This is a genomic window from Kushneria indalinina DSM 14324, assembly GCF_003385845.1.
GTDB classification, from domain to species: Bacteria; Pseudomonadota; Gammaproteobacteria; order Pseudomonadales; family Halomonadaceae; genus Kushneria; species Kushneria indalinina.
In genome coordinates this window covers 934,004-950,001 of sequence record NZ_QRDJ01000006.1, presented here as the reverse complement: position 1 = coordinate 950,001, position 15,998 = coordinate 934,004, and the positions used below count along the sequence as shown (strand labels likewise).

The 15,998-nt window shown below is 57.8% G+C and carries 16 protein-coding genes; 9 read left to right on the top strand and 7 right to left on the bottom strand.

From position 1 onward, the window contains the following. The first annotated feature begins 162 nt into the window (after window positions 1–162). From ectA to C8D72_RS04420, 3 genes are all read left to right on the top strand, one after another. Window positions 163–675: a diaminobutyrate acetyltransferase gene (ectA, locus tag C8D72_RS04430; protein WP_425453260.1), complete on the top strand. Its 513-nt coding sequence runs from the start codon at window positions 163–165 to the stop codon at window positions 673–675. Between the two features lie 55 nt (window positions 676–730). Beyond that, the gene (gene ectB, locus C8D72_RS04425; protein ID WP_115853150.1) at window positions 731–1,999 is read left to right on the top strand and encodes a diaminobutyrate--2-oxoglutarate transaminase; all 1,269 of its coding nucleotides are present in this window, start codon (window positions 731–733) and stop codon (window positions 1,997–1,999) included. Between the two features lie 83 nt (window positions 2,000–2,082). Next, window positions 2,083–2,478 carry an ectoine synthase gene (locus tag C8D72_RS04420; RefSeq protein WP_115853149.1) on the top strand — a complete coding sequence of 132 codons (396 nt, stop codon included), beginning with the start codon at window positions 2,083–2,085 and terminating at the stop codon, window positions 2,476–2,478. A gap of 90 nt (window positions 2,479–2,568) precedes the next feature. Here the strand turns inward: C8D72_RS04420 and C8D72_RS04415 are convergent, their stop codons facing one another. Beyond that, complete coding sequence (locus tag C8D72_RS04415) at window positions 2,569–3,048, bottom strand: DUF1161 domain-containing protein (RefSeq protein ID WP_115853148.1); 480 nt, start codon at window positions 3,046–3,048, stop codon at window positions 2,569–2,571. Window positions 3,049–3,313: 265 nt separating this feature from the next. Between C8D72_RS04415 and C8D72_RS04410 the strand changes: the two genes are divergently transcribed. Genes C8D72_RS04410 through yidD form a run of 4 tightly spaced genes read left to right on the top strand, consistent with a single transcriptional unit; the run spans window position 3,314 to window position 5,955 of the window. Beyond that, a complete protein-coding gene (locus C8D72_RS04410) occupies window positions 3,314–3,757 on the top strand; it encodes a Fur family transcriptional regulator (protein WP_115853147.1) in 444 nt (147 codons plus the stop codon). 59 nt (window positions 3,758–3,816) lie between these two features. Further along, a complete protein-coding gene (locus C8D72_RS04405; protein WP_115853146.1) occupies window positions 3,817–5,151 on the top strand; it encodes a dihydroorotase in 1,335 nt (444 codons plus the stop codon). Window positions 5,152–5,171: 20 nt separating this feature from the next. Then, on the top strand, window positions 5,172–5,621 hold the full coding sequence (gene hisI, locus C8D72_RS04400) for a phosphoribosyl-AMP cyclohydrolase (RefSeq protein WP_115853145.1): 450 nt from the start codon (window positions 5,172–5,174) through the stop codon (window positions 5,619–5,621). After that, window positions 5,608–5,955, top strand: a complete 348-nt coding sequence (gene yidD / locus C8D72_RS04395; RefSeq protein ID WP_115853144.1) for a membrane protein insertion efficiency factor YidD — start codon at window positions 5,608–5,610, stop codon at window positions 5,953–5,955. The genes hisI and yidD overlap by 14 nt, the downstream gene beginning before the upstream one ends. On the opposite strand, the gene C8D72_RS04390 is transcribed toward yidD, so the two are convergent. From C8D72_RS04390 to C8D72_RS04380, 3 genes are read right to left on the bottom strand one after another with little or no spacing between them, the layout of a single operon-like run. Continuing rightward, the gene (locus tag C8D72_RS04390; RefSeq protein ID WP_115853143.1) at window positions 5,946–6,347 is read right to left on the bottom strand and encodes a DUF2628 domain-containing protein; all 402 of its coding nucleotides are present in this window, start codon (window positions 6,345–6,347) and stop codon (window positions 5,946–5,948) included. The two genes, yidD and C8D72_RS04390, sit on opposite strands and share 10 nt — an antisense overlap. A 57-nt stretch (window positions 6,348–6,404) precedes the next feature. Continuing rightward, entirely contained in the window at window positions 6,405–6,815 is a 411-nt protein-coding gene (locus C8D72_RS04385) for a SufE family protein (RefSeq protein WP_115853142.1), read from the bottom strand. A gap of 37 nt (window positions 6,816–6,852) precedes the next feature. Continuing rightward, the gene (locus C8D72_RS04380; RefSeq protein ID WP_115853141.1) at window positions 6,853–8,028 is read right to left on the bottom strand and encodes a tyrosine-type recombinase/integrase; all 1,176 of its coding nucleotides are present in this window, start codon (window positions 8,026–8,028) and stop codon (window positions 6,853–6,855) included. A 244-nt stretch (window positions 8,029–8,272) separates the two neighbouring features. Here C8D72_RS04380 and C8D72_RS04375 point away from each other — a divergent pair, with 244 nt between their 5' ends. After that, window positions 8,273–9,238: a DNA-binding protein gene (locus C8D72_RS04375; RefSeq protein ID WP_115853140.1), complete on the top strand. Its 966-nt coding sequence runs from the start codon at window positions 8,273–8,275 to the stop codon at window positions 9,236–9,238. A 91-nt stretch (window positions 9,239–9,329) separates the two neighbouring features. On the opposite strand, the gene nfuA is transcribed toward C8D72_RS04375, so the two are convergent. After that, the gene (gene nfuA / locus C8D72_RS04370; protein WP_115853139.1) at window positions 9,330–9,917 is read right to left on the bottom strand and encodes a Fe-S biogenesis protein NfuA; all 588 of its coding nucleotides are present in this window, start codon (window positions 9,915–9,917) and stop codon (window positions 9,330–9,332) included. 262 nt (window positions 9,918–10,179) lie between these two features. Here nfuA and metH point away from each other — a divergent pair, with 262 nt between their 5' ends. After that, window positions 10,180–13,887, top strand: a complete 3,708-nt coding sequence (metH, locus tag C8D72_RS04365; protein ID WP_115853138.1) for a methionine synthase — start codon at window positions 10,180–10,182, stop codon at window positions 13,885–13,887. A 104-nt stretch (window positions 13,888–13,991) separates the two neighbouring features. Here the strand turns inward: metH and smrA are convergent, their stop codons facing one another. Both smrA and C8D72_RS04355 read right to left on the bottom strand, forming a co-directional pair. Beyond that, window positions 13,992–14,591, bottom strand: a complete 600-nt coding sequence (gene smrA / locus C8D72_RS04360; RefSeq protein ID WP_115853137.1) for a DNA endonuclease SmrA — start codon at window positions 14,589–14,591, stop codon at window positions 13,992–13,994. 138 nt (window positions 14,592–14,729) lie between these two features. Continuing rightward, the gene (locus C8D72_RS04355; protein ID WP_115853136.1) at window positions 14,730–15,974 is read right to left on the bottom strand and encodes a YihY family inner membrane protein; all 1,245 of its coding nucleotides are present in this window, start codon (window positions 15,972–15,974) and stop codon (window positions 14,730–14,732) included. Window positions 15,975–15,998 lie beyond the last annotated feature (24 nt).

The window sequence follows — 15,998 nt, the reverse complement described above, 5'->3', positions numbered from 1 at the left end:
ATGGGTTATGAAAGTCTCGCGAATTCATAATTAATGGATTTGCTGCTTTTATAAGTTATTGTTATTATGTGTGTCTAATTCGCCAACTGCGAAATATCCATGATACCAACCAATCAAACAACGACGGCTTCATCCGATATCTCTCATCCTGATCTGGCAGAGATGATTATCGAGGGGGAGACACCCATTCTTGTTCGCCCGCCGGGTACCGACGATGGATGGGGCATCTATGAGCTCATCAAGGCCTGCCCGCCGCTGGACGTCAATTCCGCTTACGCCTACCTGCTTCTCGCCACCCAGTTTCGCGATCGTTGCGCCGTGGCCACACTGGCCGATGGCGAAATCGTTGGTTTTGTGTCGGGCTACATCAAGACCAATGCCTCGGATACCTTCTTTTTATGGCAGGTAGCAGTGGGTGAAAAGGCCAGAGGGACAGGGCTTGCCCGCAAGCTGGTTGAAACCGTTTTGCGGCGCGAACATCAGGCCGGTGTACGCCATCTTGAGACCACCATTACGCCGGATAACGAAGCGTCATGGGGGCTTTTCAGGCGCCTGGCGCAGCGTTGGCAGGCACCGCTCAACAGCCGGGAATATTTTTCTGAAGAACAGCTTGGTGGAGAACACGATCCAGAAAATCTGGTACGGATAGGGCCTTTCGATCCACAGCAGATCTGAGCAGGACAACTTCAATTTTTGATTGAATCACTAGCCAAACGGGGGAGTGTTGTAAATGGACACACAGTATTTCGAACGGATGGAATCCGAAGTTCGCACTTATTCCCGCTCTTTTCCCATCGTTTTTGATCGCGCCTCCGGTGCCCATCTCTGGAGCACTGAAGGCAAGCAGTACATCGATTTTCTCGCCGGTGCCGGTACGCTCAATTACGGGCACAACAACCCGGTATTGAAAAAGGCGTTGATGGACTATATCGAGCGTGACGGCATCGTTCACGGTCTCGATTTCTGGACCCATGGCAAGCAGGATTTTTATCAGACTCTGGAAGAGCTGATCCTCAAGCCGCGTGGTCTGGACTACAAGATTCAGCTGCCCGGACCTACCGGTACCAACGCCGTTGAAGCCGCCATCCGTCTGGCGCGTCGTATTACAGGGCGCCACAACATTCTGACCTTCACCAACGGTTTCCATGGCGTCACCATGGGGGCGCTTGCGACCACCGGCAATGCCAAGTTTCGTGATGCGCTGGGGGTACCGGCCATCGGTGCCCAGTTCATGCCTTATGACGGCTACATGGGCGAGGGCGTGGATACGCTCGATTATGTCGAGAAGGCGCTCGATGATAAATCCAGTGGCCTTGATCGCCCGGCAGCAGCCATTGTTGAACTGGTGCAGGGTGAAGGCGGCATCAATGCAGCGTCCATCGAGTGGATCAAGCGCCTGGCGGATATCTGCAAAAAGCGCGATATCCTGCTGATCGTGGATGATATTCAGGCCGGCTGTGGTCGTACGGGAAAGTTCTTCAGCTTCGAGCACGCCGATATCAAGCCCGACATGGTGACCAACTCCAAGTCACTGTCCGGCTACGGGCTGCCATTTGCCATGTTGATGATGCACCGCGATCTCGATAAATGGACGCCCGGGCAATACAACGGCACCTTTCGCGGCCACACGCTGGCCATGGTGACTGCCACAGAAACGCTGCGTCACTACTGGGCCGACGACACCTTTGAAAAGGAGGTTCAGCGCAAGGGCGAAATCATCCGCGAGCGCTTCGAAAGGCTGGCAGGGCTTCTCGACGATGCCGGCCATCCGGCGAAGGAGCGCGGTCGTGGCATGATGCGTGGCATTGATGTCGGCAACGGTGAACTGGCCGATGAGATCACCCACGGCGCTTTTGAGCGCGGGCTTATCATCGAAACCAGTGGCCAGGCTGGTGAAGTGGTCAAGTGCCTCTGTCCGCTCACCATCACGGATGACGAGCTTGAGCAGGGCCTGAATATCCTTGAAGAAAGCGTTCGCAGCATCACTGAAAGGCATTGATAAAAAGGGCGAGGCGGGCGCATGGCGCCCGCACCCCTGGTGGTGATTCATGTTCATTGTGACCAGAGAAGGCAGCCAGACCGATGATCGTTCGTAACCTCGAAGAGTGCCGCAAGACCGACCGCTTTGTTGAAGCCGAAAACGGTAACTGGGACAGCACTCGCTTGATGCTGGCCGAGGACAACTGCGGCTTTTCCTTTAATATCACTCGCATTCGTCCGGGCACAGAGACCCATATTCACTATACGAATCACATTGAAGCCGTCTTCTGTTATGAAGGCGAAGGCGAAGTGGAAACCATCGCCGATGGCAAAAAACACACCATCAAGGCCGGTGACATGTATCTGCTCGACCAGCATGATGAGCACTGGCTGCGTGGCAAGGAAAAGGGCATGACGGTGGCCTGTGTGTTCAACCCGCCGTTGACCGGGCGTGAAGTCCATCGTGAGGATGGCTCCTACGCACCGGCAGACGATTGAGTATCTGCTGCATCTTCATCAAAAAAGCCTGCTCAAATGAGCAGGCTTTTTTGCATTGGCGAGCAGCAAGACCTTTCGCACTACGGACGATCAGGGGGTGTCGCTGTTGACCGGCATGTCGGAAGTCTCGATGCGCCGACTGTTTGACGCGGGCGCATCGTCGGCATGATCTACCGGCATTGAGGTCCCGGCTGCTTTAGTCGAACCGGATGAGGTTTCAGGCACCCTTGATGAAGTGTCTTCCAGAGGCATCGACGATGCGCCATCAATCTCTTCGGAAGAAGCATCTTCCATGGTTTCGGCGCTGCTGGAGTGGTAGTGACGCTGATAGACAATCTGATAGTGATTGTTTTCGCAGTGACCCACGATCTGGCCTTCGGCCTGATCGGCATCGGCCGTTGGAATCACCTCAAGTGAATAGCCCATGGGTTCGACGCCATTGGATTCGATGTTCCGGGCAATCCGATCGCGCACTTCCTGGCAGGCGCCAAAGGCAAGCGTGGGTAGACACAGGGCCGTTAGTGCCAGCGCAAGGGTTGAGCATCCTGATAATGCGCGTGAATACTTCATGGGACGATCTCCTGAAAAACGACACAGACAGCATTATTCGATGCGATGAATATAAACCATTATGGCGGCCGCCATGTGAGGATGCACTAAACAGCATCGGTGCTTCGCATAATATATATTATGTTAAATACAGTAATGCGGAAATACTGCCAGTTCTGTCAGCTGATGATTTGTGCTATCCCGCAAGGTGCGAGCCCTGCCCGATGACGTTACCATGAGCGTATATTTCCCATGCTGTCCTGCGTTTTAACGATGAGAATATTCGATGCCTGATGTATCCAGCCTGCTGCGCATGGCCGAAACACGCTGTCACGATAACGACGTGCGATTCACGCCTATACGTCGCCGGGTCTTTGAAATCATCAGTGCCCACTCCAGCGGCCTCAAGGCCTATGAGCTTCTGGATCTGCTGTCCAGCGAGCATGCGTCAGCACGACCGCCTACTGTGTATCGCGCGCTCGACTTTCTACTCGAACAGGGACTGGTGCATCGCATCGAGTCGCTCAATGCCTATGTTGCCTGCCCGTGTCCCGACCATTCGCGCGGCTTTCAGCTCATGATCTGTCGACACTGCGGTCTGGTTGAAGAGATGCACGATCATGACACCATGCGGCGTCTGGATGAGACGGCTGCCGGTCACGGGTTTCTCATCGAGCGCCAGACCATTGAGCTTTCCGGGGTGTGTCAGCAATGTCAGCAGTCACGCTGATCGACAATGATGTCCTTTTTTCCAACAGTACGTTTTTCCAATAATACAGGTCTTTTGCCATGTTCGATCTGCTGATCGTCAATGCCCGCGTCGTCAACGAAGGCACCATTCGTGAACTGGATGTCGGCATCCTTGATGGCCGTATTGATGCCATCGCCCCTTCCCTGTCGCGTGATGCCAGGAAGGTGATCGATGCACGCGGGCGTTATCTGCTTCCCGGCATGATTGATGATCAGGTGCATTTTCGTGAGCCGGGCCTGACGCACAAGGCGGATATGGCCACGGAATCGGCAGCGGCAGTCGCCGGCGGTATTACCACCTACATGGAAATGCCCAACGTAAAGCCGCCCACGCTGGATAGTCAGGCGCTTGAGAACAAGTACGCGCTGGCGCGTGGCCGCTCCCATGCCAATTACGCCTTTTATCACGGTGCGAGCAACGACAATCTGGAGGCCATCAAGGCGCTCGATCCTGCGACCACCTGCGGCATCAAGATTTTCATGGGGGCCTCGACCGGCAATATGCTGGTCGATGCGCCACAGACGCTTGAAGATATTTTCGCCAACGCAAAAATTCCGGTCATCACGCACTGCGAAGACACGCCCATGATTCAGGAGAGCGAGCGCCAGGCGCGCGAGCGTTTCGGAGAGCAGGTGCCCTTTTCACTGCATGGCGAGATCCGGTCGCGCGAGGCTTGCTACAAAAGCTCCAGCATGGCGATCGAGCTGGCGCGCAAGCACGGCACGCGTTTGCATGTGCTGCACCTGACCACTGCAGAAGAAATGGCGCTGTTTGAGCCCGGCCCCGTAGACGGAAAGCTGATCACGGCCGAAGCCTGCGTGCATCACCTGTGGTTCTGCGATGAGGACTACGAGCGCCTGGGGTCGTGGATCAAGTGCAATCCGGCCATCAAGACCGCGGCTGACCGTCAGGCCATTCGGGAGGCCGTCAACGACGGGCGCATTGACATCGTGGCCACCGATCACGCGCCGCATACGCTGGAAGAAAAGAACAACAGCTACTTCAATGCGCCCTCCGGCATGCCACTGGTGCAACACGCCCTCTCCTCCCTGCTGGATCAGGTCAACGCCGGTCACTTCGAGCTGACCACCATTGTCGAGAAGACGAGTCATAACGTGGCGCGCCGCTTTGAGCTGGAAAATCGCGGCTTTGTTCGTGAGGGCTATATGGCGGATCTCGTACTGGTGGATCTCGAAAAGCGCTTTACCGTGACGCGTGATGCGCTGCTGTACAAGTGCGGCTGGAGCCCTTTCGAAAATACGGCGCTGCGAGGCAGCATCGATACCACCATCGTTAACGGCGTCATCGCCTGGGACGGTGACAGCATTGCCGGCGCACCTTCCGGCGAGCGCGTTACCTACCGTCGTCGATAATCCATGGAGTGCGTAAGAACATGAGTGCATCCTCCCCTACCTACAAATCACTTGAGCAGGCGGCACCCGGCCATGAGGCGGATCTCGAGGCGCTGCTGGCGGCTGCAGGCTGGAATGACGAAGGCCTGATGCCCGCCATTGCCCAGCAGTTTGATAGCGGCGAAGTGTTGATGATGGCCTGGATGACCCGGCAAACGCTTGAAGAGACGCTGCGAACAAGACGCGTGTGCTACTGGTCACGCTCCCGGCAAAAGCCGTGGCGCAAGGGCGAGTCTTCGGGACAGGTGCAGATGCTTAATCAGGCGTGGCTGGACTGTGATGGCGATACGCTGCTGCTCAAGGTCGATCAGACCGGGCCTGCCTGCCATACCGGTCGGCGCACCTGCTTTTACCTGGCGCTTGATGAAACAGGCGCGCATGTGGATACGGCGCCGATGATGTCGGCCGAGGCGCTGTATGGCAATAGCTGACGCGCTGCGTCAGCTGTTGCGGGGGTTGCAAAAGGCGCTTGCCAGGGTTTTGATCGGGCTGGTGCTTTTCTATCAGTATGTTATCAGCCCATTGATTGGCCCGCGCTGTCGCTTCTGGCCCACCTGCTCCAACTATGCAATTGAAGCCATTCAATTGCATGGGGCTATGCGCGGTGGGTGGCTAGCGCTCCGACGACTCCTGCGCTGCCATCCTCTTTGTGCTGGCGGGGTTGATCCGGTGCCGGCTACCAGGGCGTCCTGCAAAGACTGCAAGGGTCATGACGAGAAAGTCTCTGATCATGACCGGAGCCGAAAGCACAAGGATCAGGCCTGAAAGGTGTGCAGGTGGTCGACATCCGGCGACTGTGGTTTTTGTCTTTGCGCATGTCTTTTGATGGCCTCTTTCACATTGCCGGCTTCCAGCGTACCGGCAGGCTGAAATCCACTCGACGTCAGATGACGCCGCTTCCAGTGGTTGCCATTGATGCCGAAGGCAATATAGAGGCCGAGACAGGCAATATTGGCCATCACGTCCAACATGCCGCTCTCTTCCAGCGCACCTGCCATCGATACAATAAAAACGCCCACGAGCGTCAATACAGCGATCTTCCATAGACGGCAATACAGTGCCCATAACGCGCCAAAAAAGAAGGCCGGCCAGTTCCATCCCTGTTTGACCGCTTCAAGGCGGCCATCGGGATGCCGGTAAACATCAAAGCGTTTCATGCATACTTATCATTTGTTAAGGATGGCGCATTATAGGCGCGCTCAAAACGTTACGCATCAGGCATGTGCATGCGCCGTTGTCTTGATGCGCTCCAGCATGGCGTGCAGTCCATTGCTGCGCGTCGGTGACAGATGCTTGTCGAGATCCAGGGCCGCCAGAAAATCGGGGGGGGTGTCGATAATTTCCTGCGGCGCTCGGTCGTTGTAGATACGCAGCAGCATGGCGATCAGGCCCGAGACGATGGCGGCATCGGATATGGCGTGAAAGTGCAGCTGTGCGCCCTGCTTTTCACCGTAAACCCAGACGTTGGACTGGCAACCGTCCAGGCGAGTGTCGTCATTTTTCCATTCGTCGGGAAATGCGGGCAGCAGCTTGCCCAGATCGATGATGTACTGATAACGGTCCATCCAGTTATCAAACATGTCGAACTCTTCGATCAGTTCCTGCTGGGCCTCTTGCGGACTCATGCCGGCTCCATGTGCTGGTGTAAGGGAAAGATTGGCATTATAGCGTGTCATCCGGGGCCTCGTCCGACAGATCAAGCGTGTGACGATTGATCTGTCCGTGCCACTCCTGTGTCTCAGCGTGGAGATAGCGCGCCGTGGTCTCAAGTCTTGAGTGTCGCGCCGTACGTGCAAGATAGCGCAGCTCGACGCCCTGCTGGGCCTGGTGCGTAATGGCCGTGTGGCGCAGCCAGTGGGGTGTGGCCAGTCGTAGTCGCCGCGCCTCGTTTTGTGCGGCCTCGCCCTCCTGGTCCTTTTTTACTGCCAGAACCTCGAAGGCCGTTTTGATCATGCGATAAAGCTGATTGTCGCCAACGCCGCGCTTTCCATCCAGCGCTCTGATGACCGGTGTGCTCTCTTCGGGTGTCGGCATGTCGGTTAGACCAAGCATCCGGCGCCACTGCATCAACGCCTCCATCATGGCATCCGGTACCGGGATGCTTGCCCGCTTGCCGCCCTTGCCCGTGACCTGCCACCACCACTGCCCTTCACGTTTGAGAAAATCGTTCATGCGAGCGTGGCTCATTTCGCTTACCCGTGGCGCCAGTAGATAGGCAAAGGCAAAAATGAAGCGCCGGCGCTCGAACTCATACCGGGCGCGAAGTGATGCTCCTGCTGGCGGTGGCGTATCGAGTGCCTGCCAGCACCACTGCCATAGCGGTCGTTCCAGATAGCGCTCGACGCCGGCCTGCGTATTGTCGAGGCGTCGGCGCTTTCCCCGCATCAGTCTGAAAGGATTTTGACGCAGCCACCCTGCCTCGATCAGCCAGCCGAAAAGCGTTTGTAAAATTACCAGGCTCTGACGGCGACTCGCGGCAGAAAGCCCTTTGCGAAACGGGCGCCAGTGTTCACTGTGGCGGGGGCTGGGCGGCCCGATCCATTCACTGGCTGGCCTCGGATCGGCCAAAAACTGCTCAAAATCGTCGAGCGTGCGTCGGTTGATATGCGCCAGACGCTTGCCCTGCCCCTCAAGCCATAACAGCAGCCGTTCGGCCTCCTTTCGATACTGTCTGAAGGTCTGAGCACTGGCGCGATATTCCATAAGCCAGGCGGCCACGATTTCTCGATCGCTCCCCGCCTCGACCAATTGGCCGGGTACCACGTGTGCGTCGCGCTCTACCAGTACAGTCTTACGGTCCCTGTCGGCATCAGGCTCGATACTCAACGCCTTTTTCATCGCATTCTCACCATCATCAAAAGCTGCCCCGCCCTCTCATCGCCCATGGTACCCATTATGGCGAACAAAATCATGATAAGACGCGTAATCATGAATTTATTATTTAATTTGTAAATATTATTACGTTATACATATTACGTAATAATGTTTTTGCCACAATAACCCGCTATAGTGGTGATGAAATGTCGCCCACCTCAAAACAGAAGAAACCTCAGGGCGATCACAGGGAACTCAGGAGGCCGTCATGGCACGAAATGGCGTGCAGTTCGAAGATGTACAAAGGGCGATCGAAACCCTGATACAGCGTGGTGATGCGCCGAGCGTTCAGCGTATCCGCGAGGTACTGGGTACCGGCAGCTTTACCACGATCAGTGATCACCTGCGGGAGTGGCGGGCAAGGCGCGAGGAAAACCGGGATGCCCCCCTGCCCCAGGCCATACCGGAGCGGCTGCACGATGCGCTGGCCGGGCTCTGGCAGCAGGCACAGGAGGAAGCCGGCGAGGCACTGGCCTTCTATCGTCAGCAGTCCGATGGGCAGGTGGAGCAGGCTCAGGAGGAGGCCCGACAGGCACAGCGACGCGTCGAGGACACCGAGCAGCGCCTGGAGGCGCTGGGAGAACGCCTCGACAGCACGGCCGCCCGGCTTGAGGAGAAGGCCACAAGTCTTGCCCGACTTGAAAGTGAAGCGGCGCATCTGCGCGGACAGCTCGAGGAGCGCGATCAGCGCCTGGCCATGCGCGATCGACAGATCGATGCCCTTAGCGAAGATCGCGATCGCCTGGAGCGTGAGCACCATGAGGCGCTTGAGCAGCTGGATCAGACACACAAGCGGCGCCTGGCACAGGAAGAATCACGCCATGAAAGCGCTGAAAATCGCCTGATGCAGCTCCTTGATAGCGCCCGCCATGAAAAGCAGGAGGTCGAGAAGCAGGCACGTCGTCGCCAGGAGCAGCTCGAGGAGCGTATCGAGAAGATCAACACCCAGCTGGAGCAGCAGCGACGCACCCTGCAGGAAGAAGAGCGCAAGATGCGTGATCTGGGCCAGCAGGCCCGTTACAACGAGCAGCAGCTTCAGGAAAGCCGGGGGCGTGAAGACCATCTTTCGGGGCTTTTGGCCGAGCGGGATGAGGAAATGGCGCGTCTTCGCACCGAACTTCGGGTGCTACAGGAACGTCTCTCGAAATCGCCGATGCCGCCGTTTGTGTATTAGAAATTCCGGTAGCTAGCGCATAAAAAAACCCCGGCTTGCCGGGGTTTTTTTGATGCACGCTTCCACTGATGCCGGGAATCGCGGGTAGCGATCAGTAGTAGGCGTTGGTGGTATCGGTGTGGTCGGTCACGTCACGAATGGACGTAAGCTCCGGAATGCGCTCTGTCAGCGTTTTCTCAACGCCCTGCTTGAGCGTGATGTCGACAGCGGCACAGCCCTGACAGCCGCCGCCGAACTGCAAAACGGCCACGTTGTCTTCTGTCAGCTGGATCAGGCGAATTTCGCCGCCGTGGGCGGCAAGCCCCGGATTGATTTCGCTATAGAGAATATAGTTGACCCGATCTTCGAGCGGACTGTCTTCACTGACCTGGGGCATCTTGGCGTTGGGCGCCTTGATGGTAAGCTGCCCGCCCATGCGGTCGGCATTGAAATCCACGACCGCATCTTCAAGAAACGTGACGCTGTGTTTTTCAAGGAAGAGGTTGAATCTTTCCAGCGGAATTCGCTCATCGCTTTCTTCTTCTTCGCCGGGCCTGCAATAGGCGAGGCAGGTTTCAGCGTAGGGCGTGCCCGGCTGGGTAATAAAAACACGCACACCGATGCCTTCAACGTCCTGACGCGAGAGCAGATCGGCAAGATACTCCTGCGCACTTTCGGTAATTTCGATGCTTTGACTCATTGGCGGCCTCTTGCGCAATCGCAATAAAGAAATCTGTCGATATTTTATGCCAGCCAGCAGCTCGCGACAAATCCGAGTGCAATACTCGGGTAAATGAACATGCCTGTCATGTCACAGTGGCGCTGAGGGCGCCGGCATGAATTACCCGGGCTCATGCTCGGCGTGAATGTCTTTCAGGGCGCAAACCTGTCCGCCTGACAGGGGTTTGCTAGAATACGCCCTCTTTCATGTACGCCCCACTACTGTCCGGAGATCACCTTCCATGCCCAAAGCTGCCGATTCGCCGGTTCTGGAGACACTGACCCGTCTGATGTCGGAACGCATACTGATCCTCGATGGCGGGATGGGCACCATGATCCAGAACGAGCGGTTGACCGAGCAGGACTTCCGCGGCGAGCGCTTTGCGCACTGGGGAAGTGATCTCAAGGGCAACAACGATCTCCTGGTACTCAGCCAGCCCGAGGTGATCAAACGCCTGCATCGGGACTATCTCGAAGCCGGTGCCGACATCGTTGAAACCAACACCTTCAACAGTACCCGACTCTCCCAGGCCGACTATCACGCCGAAGAACTGGTCGTTGAGCTCAATCAAAAGGCGGCCCGACTCGCCCGGGAAGTGTGTGATGAGGTGGCCGCTGAAACGGGGCTGCCGCGCTTTGTGGCCGGCGTGCTGGGGCCGACCAGCCGTACCGCTTCGATCTCACCGGACGTCAACGACCCGTCAAAGCGCAATGTCACCTTTGATGCGCTGGTCGACAACTACGTGGAAGCGGCGCGGGCGCTGATCGAGGGCGGCAGTGATCTGATCCTGATCGAAACCATTTTCGATACGCTCAATGCCAAGGCGGCCATCTACGCCCTCGACGTGTTGTTCGAAGAGCTTGGCTACCGTGTGCCCATCATGATTTCGGGCACCATTACCGATGCCTCGGGGCGCACATTGTCGGGCCAGACCACCGAGGCATTCTGGAACTCCGTACGCCATGCCCGGCCGCTGAGCGTGGGGCTCAACTGTGCGCTCGGTGCCGAGGACCTGCGCCCGTATCTCGAGGAACTTTCGCGTCGCGCCAACACGTATGTGTCGGTTCACCCCAATGCCGGCCTGCCCAACGAATTTGGCGAGTACGATCAGGAAGCCGACGAGATGGCCGAGATCGTGCGTACCTTCGGCGAGCAGCAGCTGGTCAACATCATGGGCGGCTGCTGTGGCACCACGCCCGAGCATATCGCCGCGATCAAGCGGGTCATGACCGACCTTCCCCCGCGCCGGGTGCCGGATATTGCGCCGGCCTGCCGTCTCTCCGGGCTCGAGCCGTTCAACATCAACGCGAAATCGCTGTTTGTAAACGTCGGCGAGCGTACCAATGTCACCGGCTCTGCCCGCTTCAAGCGGCTGATCAAGGAAGAGGATTTCAATACCGCACTTGAAGTGGCACTCGAGCAGGTTGAAAACGGCGCCCAGGTCATCGATATCAACATGGATGAGGGGATGCTCGACTCGCAGGCCGCGATGGAGCATTTTCTCAAGCTCGTCGCCTCCGAGCCGGATATCTCCCGCGTGCCCATCATGATCGACTCCTCCAAGTGGGAGATCATCGAGGCCGGCCTCAAGTGTGTGCAGGGCAAGGCGGTTGTCAATTCGATCTCGATGAAGGAAGGCGAAGACAGCTTTCGCCATCAGGCCCGTCAGTGCCGCCGATTTGGTGCGGCCATTGTGGTCATGGCCTTTGATGAGGATGGCCAGGCCGACACAAAGGCACGTAAGACCGAAATCTGTGAGCGCGCCTATCGCATTCTGGTCGATGAGATCGATTTTCCGGCCGAAGACATCATCTTCGACCCCAACATCTTCGCCATCGCCACCGGCATCGAGGAGCATAACAACTACGCGGTCGACTTCATCGAGGCGACGCGCTGGATCAAGCAGCACCTGCCCCATGCCATGATCTCCGGTGGTGTTTCCAACGTGTCGTTTTCCTTTCGCGGCAACAACACGGTTCGCGAGGCCATCCATTCGGTATTTCTCTATCACGCCATCCACGCCGGTCTGACGATGGGGATCGTCAACGCCGGCCAGCTGGCGGTGTATGACGACCTGCCGGAAGAGCTGCGCGAGGCGGTGGAAGACGTGGTGCTCAACCGCCGCGAAGATGCCACCGAACGGCTTCTGGAGATCGCCGAGCGCTACAAGGATGACGGCAGCGGCGTCCAGAAAAAGGAAGATCTCGAGTGGCGCAGCTGGGAAGTTGAAAAGCGCATCGAGCATGCGCTGGTCAAGGGCATTACCAGCTACATCGAGGAAGACACCGAACTGGCGCGTCAGCGTGCTGACCGCCCTATCGAGGTGATCGAAGGCCCGCTCATGGATGGCATGAACGTGGTGGGTGATCTGTTCGGCGCCGGCAAGATGTTTCTACCGCAGGTGGTGAAATCCGCACGCGTCATGAAACAGGCCGTGGCCTACCTGATTCCGCACATCGAGGCCGAAAAAAGCGATGAGGATCACAGCAAGGGCCGCATCATCATGGCCACGGTCAAGGGGGACGTACATGATATCGGCAAGAACATCGTGGGCGTGGTACTGCAGTGCAATAACTATGAGGTGATCGATCTGGGTGTGATGGTACCTGCCGAGAAGATCTTTGCCGCTGCACGCGAACATAACGCCCAGATCATCGGGCTCTCTGGTCTGATTACGCCGTCGCTGGATGAAATGGTGCACGTGGCGAAGGAAATGGAGCGCCAGGGGTTTGATATTCCCCTGTTGATCGGCGGCGCCACGACCTCCAAGGCCCATACGGCGGTCAAGATCGAGCCGGCCTACAGCCATCCGGTGGTGTATGTCACCGATGCGTCACGCGCGGTGGGTGTGGCCAGCAAGCTGCTCTCGCCCGGGCTCAAGGAAGCCTATGTCGGCGAGATTCGCGCGGAATACGAAAAGGTGCGCGAGCGCAACAGCAAGCGTCGACCCAAATCAGCCGATCTCAACTACGCCCAGGCCTGTGAGCGGCGCTTTGATGGTGGCTGGGCCGACTATGAGCCGCCGAAACCGGCTTTCACCGGCCTGCGCGTTTTCGAGGATGTCGACCTGCGCTCGCTGGTCGACTACATCGACTGGACGCCGTTTTTCATGAGCTGGCAGCTGGCGGGCAAGTACCCGAAGATTCTGGAAGATCACGTGGTGGGCGAAGCTGCCCGCAACCTGTATCAGGATGCGACGGCGATGCTCGACAAGCTCATCGAGGAGCGCCACATCCAGGCGCGCGGTGTGATCGGCTTCTGGCCGGCCAATACGGTGGATCATGACGTGATCGAAGTCTACGCCGACGAGTCACGCAGCGAAGTCGTTCAAAACCTTCACCACATTCGCCAGCAGACCACCAAAAACCGCGATGGTCTCTGCTATAGCCTGGCCGATTTCGTGGCACCAAAGGAGAGCGGCCGCGCTGACTGGATCGGCGGCTTTGCGGTGACCGCAGGCCATGGTGCCGACGAGCTGGCCAGAGCGTATGAACAGGCCGGCGATGACTACAACGCCATCATGGTCAAGGCGCTGGCGGACCGTCTGGCCGAGGCGCTGGCCGAGCACATGCATGAGCGTGTTCGTCGCGAGCACTGGGGCTACGTGCCGGATGAAGCGCTCGACAACGATGACCTGATCAGCGAGAAGTACCGAGGCGTTCGTCCGGCCCCCGGCTACCCGGCCTGCCCCGATCACACGGAGAAGGAAACCCTTTTCGAGATGCTGGACGCCACACAGAATACGGGGCTGACGCTGACCGAAAGCTTTGCCATGTGGCCGGCGGCCGCCGTGTCCGGCTGGTACTTCTCTCACCCGCAGTCGCGCTATTTCTCGACCGGGCGCATCAGTCGCGATCAGATCGATGCGCTGGCCACGCGCAAGGAGATGTCGCGCGACACCATGGAGCGCTGGCTGTCTCCGATTCTGTCCTACAACCCTGACGAATAGTCAGGGTCGGCCCTGGGCCGGCGATATGACCCTGTCAGAAAACCAGAAAAGGGCCTCTCAGCGAGAGGCCCCTTTTCTTTTAACAGCAGGCATGAGGTTCACGCTCAGGGCGCACGACGGCGCTGATGCAGCTCGCGGTTGCGCTGACGAGAGCGATGGGACTTTCTCAGCATGACATAGGTGGCGCCCAGCCCGCCGTGACGGGGCTGGGCCGTGGCGTAGGCCTGCACTTCGTCAAACTGCTGCAGCCATTTGCCGACATAGGAGCGCACCACATTGGCATGGCTCTCATCGCTTTTGCCGCGGCCGTGAATGATCATGACACAGCGCAGCTCATGCTCGTGGGCCTGGCGAATGAAGTTGAAAAGCTCCCGCCGGCACTCGGCCACAGGGCGCTTTAACAGATTGAGCTGGGAGTCGACCTGATAGCCGCCATGACGCAGCTTTTCGATCACACCGGTCTGGATACCATCGCGGCGAAACTCGATCGGGTCATTGGCCGGTAGAAGGTCTACAAACTCATCAGACAGGAAATTGCTCTCCTGTTCGCCGTCCTGGGCGCTGGCCCGCCTGGCAAGCTGGGCGTCGCTGGGGACTCGCGTGCCGGTACTGCTGGCATCGGCACGGTTGTGTCCCTTGTTGAGCGGGATGACGTCAGCCATTTCATGAAAGAAAAGCTCATCATCGCGTTGATTGGCATTCATCAGGCTACTCCTCGCGTATTGGCAGGGTCACCAATAGGCTTGTCGTTCAAACAGGGGCTGCTGCCGGTCGGGCAGCATCAGTGTCAGAGCGTCGCGTCGGGAATAAGTTATGAAGTGCCTCGCCTCCGGTTCTGGCCGTTATGGGGTGGAGCGCCGGTGAGCACGGGTGTCTTCCGATACGGCTGATGACATCGGAACCTCCAGTGCCTCGTCATGGCGCTGTCGTGCGGCATTCATCATGTCGGCAAGTCTACTATAGCCATCAGGTGCCCGGTATTGATCTGGCATGGCCCAGGGCAGGCCATTCACGAAGTCCTTGAGCGAGAGGGTTTCAAGCGGTCTTGCCAGCACCCATTCATCCTCTTCACTGATCGCCACCCAGCCCTTCTCGACCAGCGTGGCCCGCAGCGTATGGTAGTGCCCTCCCAGCCGCCTTCTTACCCTGGACGTTTTCAGGGCGCCCTGTCCGCTTGCCTGCGTCTGGTGCAGCAGCATCAGTATGCCCGCGGCCTGCCAGAACAGGGGCCAGCGGCGCCAATCGGCATGCTGTGATTCATCCAGCCAGGCAGCCAGCTCGGCTCCCATCAGGATGATGGCCCAGCTTAAAAATATCCAGAGCAAAAAAAGTGGCACGGCGGCAAAGGCACCATAAAGAATCTGATAGGAAGGGAAGTTGGTGACATAGATGGAAAAGCCCCATTTGGCCAGCTCCAGCGACACCGACACCAGCAGGGCGCCGGCGGCGGCATGCTTGAAGCGCACCCGAGCGTTGGGCACGGTGATATAGATAAACAAAAAGGCCAGGAAGCTCAAAATCGGCGGCAAAAAATGCAGGATGAAATCGCTGACTCCCAGCCAGGAGGCGGCCGAATTCAGTACGCTGATGGAGGCCAGATAGGAGGACAGCAGAAAGCCACTGCCGATCAGGATGGGCCCCAGGGTCAGTACGGCCCAGTACATCAAAAAGCCCATCAGGCCGTGCCGGTTGTGACGAACGCCCCAGATACGATTGAGCGCGCTTTCGACCGTCATCATCATCAGAATCGAGGTGACCAGCAAAAACGCGACGCCGACCATGGTCAGACCGCGTGCCTGCTGCGTAAAGCCGCGCAGCATGTTCAGAATCGTCTCGCCCGTTTCAGGCACGAACTGCTGAAACACGAACTGCTGGATATGATCCCCGGCATCCTGAAACTCGGGTATGGCGGCAAAAAGAGCGTACACCACGGTCGTCAGCGGGACCACGGCAAACAGCGTGGTGTAGGTCAGAGAGGCCGCCGTCTGCAGGCCGTCGTGTGCATTGAAGCGTTTGAACAGTTTGAGCAGCGCCTTGAACGGCGTCAGCAACAACCACAGGTATCGGGGTATGGGAAAACGTCTCACCTTGTCCTTCTCCTGACGATAACC

Coding starts and splice junctions, on each gene's coding strand:
- yidD (WP_115853144.1), top strand. CDS start 5,608: ATGGCAATAGCTGACGCGCTGCGTCAGCTGTTGCGGGGGTTGCAAAAG.
- ectB (WP_115853150.1), top strand. CDS start 731: ATGGACACACAGTATTTCGAACGGATGGAATCCGAAGTTCGCACTTAT.
- C8D72_RS04385 (WP_115853142.1), bottom strand. CDS start 6,815: ATGAGTCCGCAAGAGGCCCAGCAGGAACTGATCGAAGAGTTCGACATG.
- C8D72_RS04390 (WP_115853143.1), bottom strand. CDS start 6,347: ATGAAACGCTTTGATGTTTACCGGCATCCCGATGGCCGCCTTGAAGCG.
- hisI (WP_115853145.1), top strand. CDS start 5,172: ATGAGTGCATCCTCCCCTACCTACAAATCACTTGAGCAGGCGGCACCC.
- nfuA (WP_115853139.1), bottom strand. CDS start 9,917: ATGAGTCAAAGCATCGAAATTACCGAAAGTGCGCAGGAGTATCTTGCC.
- C8D72_RS04410 (WP_115853147.1), top strand. CDS start 3,314: ATGCCTGATGTATCCAGCCTGCTGCGCATGGCCGAAACACGCTGTCAC.
- C8D72_RS04415 (WP_115853148.1), bottom strand. CDS start 3,048: ATGAAGTATTCACGCGCATTATCAGGATGCTCAACCCTTGCGCTGGCA.
- C8D72_RS04405 (WP_115853146.1), top strand. CDS start 3,817: ATGTTCGATCTGCTGATCGTCAATGCCCGCGTCGTCAACGAAGGCACC.
- smrA (WP_115853137.1), bottom strand. CDS start 14,591: ATGAATGCCAATCAACGCGATGATGAGCTTTTCTTTCATGAAATGGCT.
- ectA (WP_425453260.1), top strand. CDS start 163: ATGATTATCGAGGGGGAGACACCCATTCTTGTTCGCCCGCCGGGTACC.
- metH (WP_115853138.1), top strand. CDS start 10,180: ATGCCCAAAGCTGCCGATTCGCCGGTTCTGGAGACACTGACCCGTCTG.
- C8D72_RS04375 (WP_115853140.1), top strand. CDS start 8,273: ATGGCACGAAATGGCGTGCAGTTCGAAGATGTACAAAGGGCGATCGAA.
- C8D72_RS04380 (WP_115853141.1), bottom strand. CDS start 8,028: ATGAAAAAGGCGTTGAGTATCGAGCCTGATGCCGACAGGGACCGTAAG.
- C8D72_RS04420 (WP_115853149.1), top strand. CDS start 2,083: ATGATCGTTCGTAACCTCGAAGAGTGCCGCAAGACCGACCGCTTTGTT.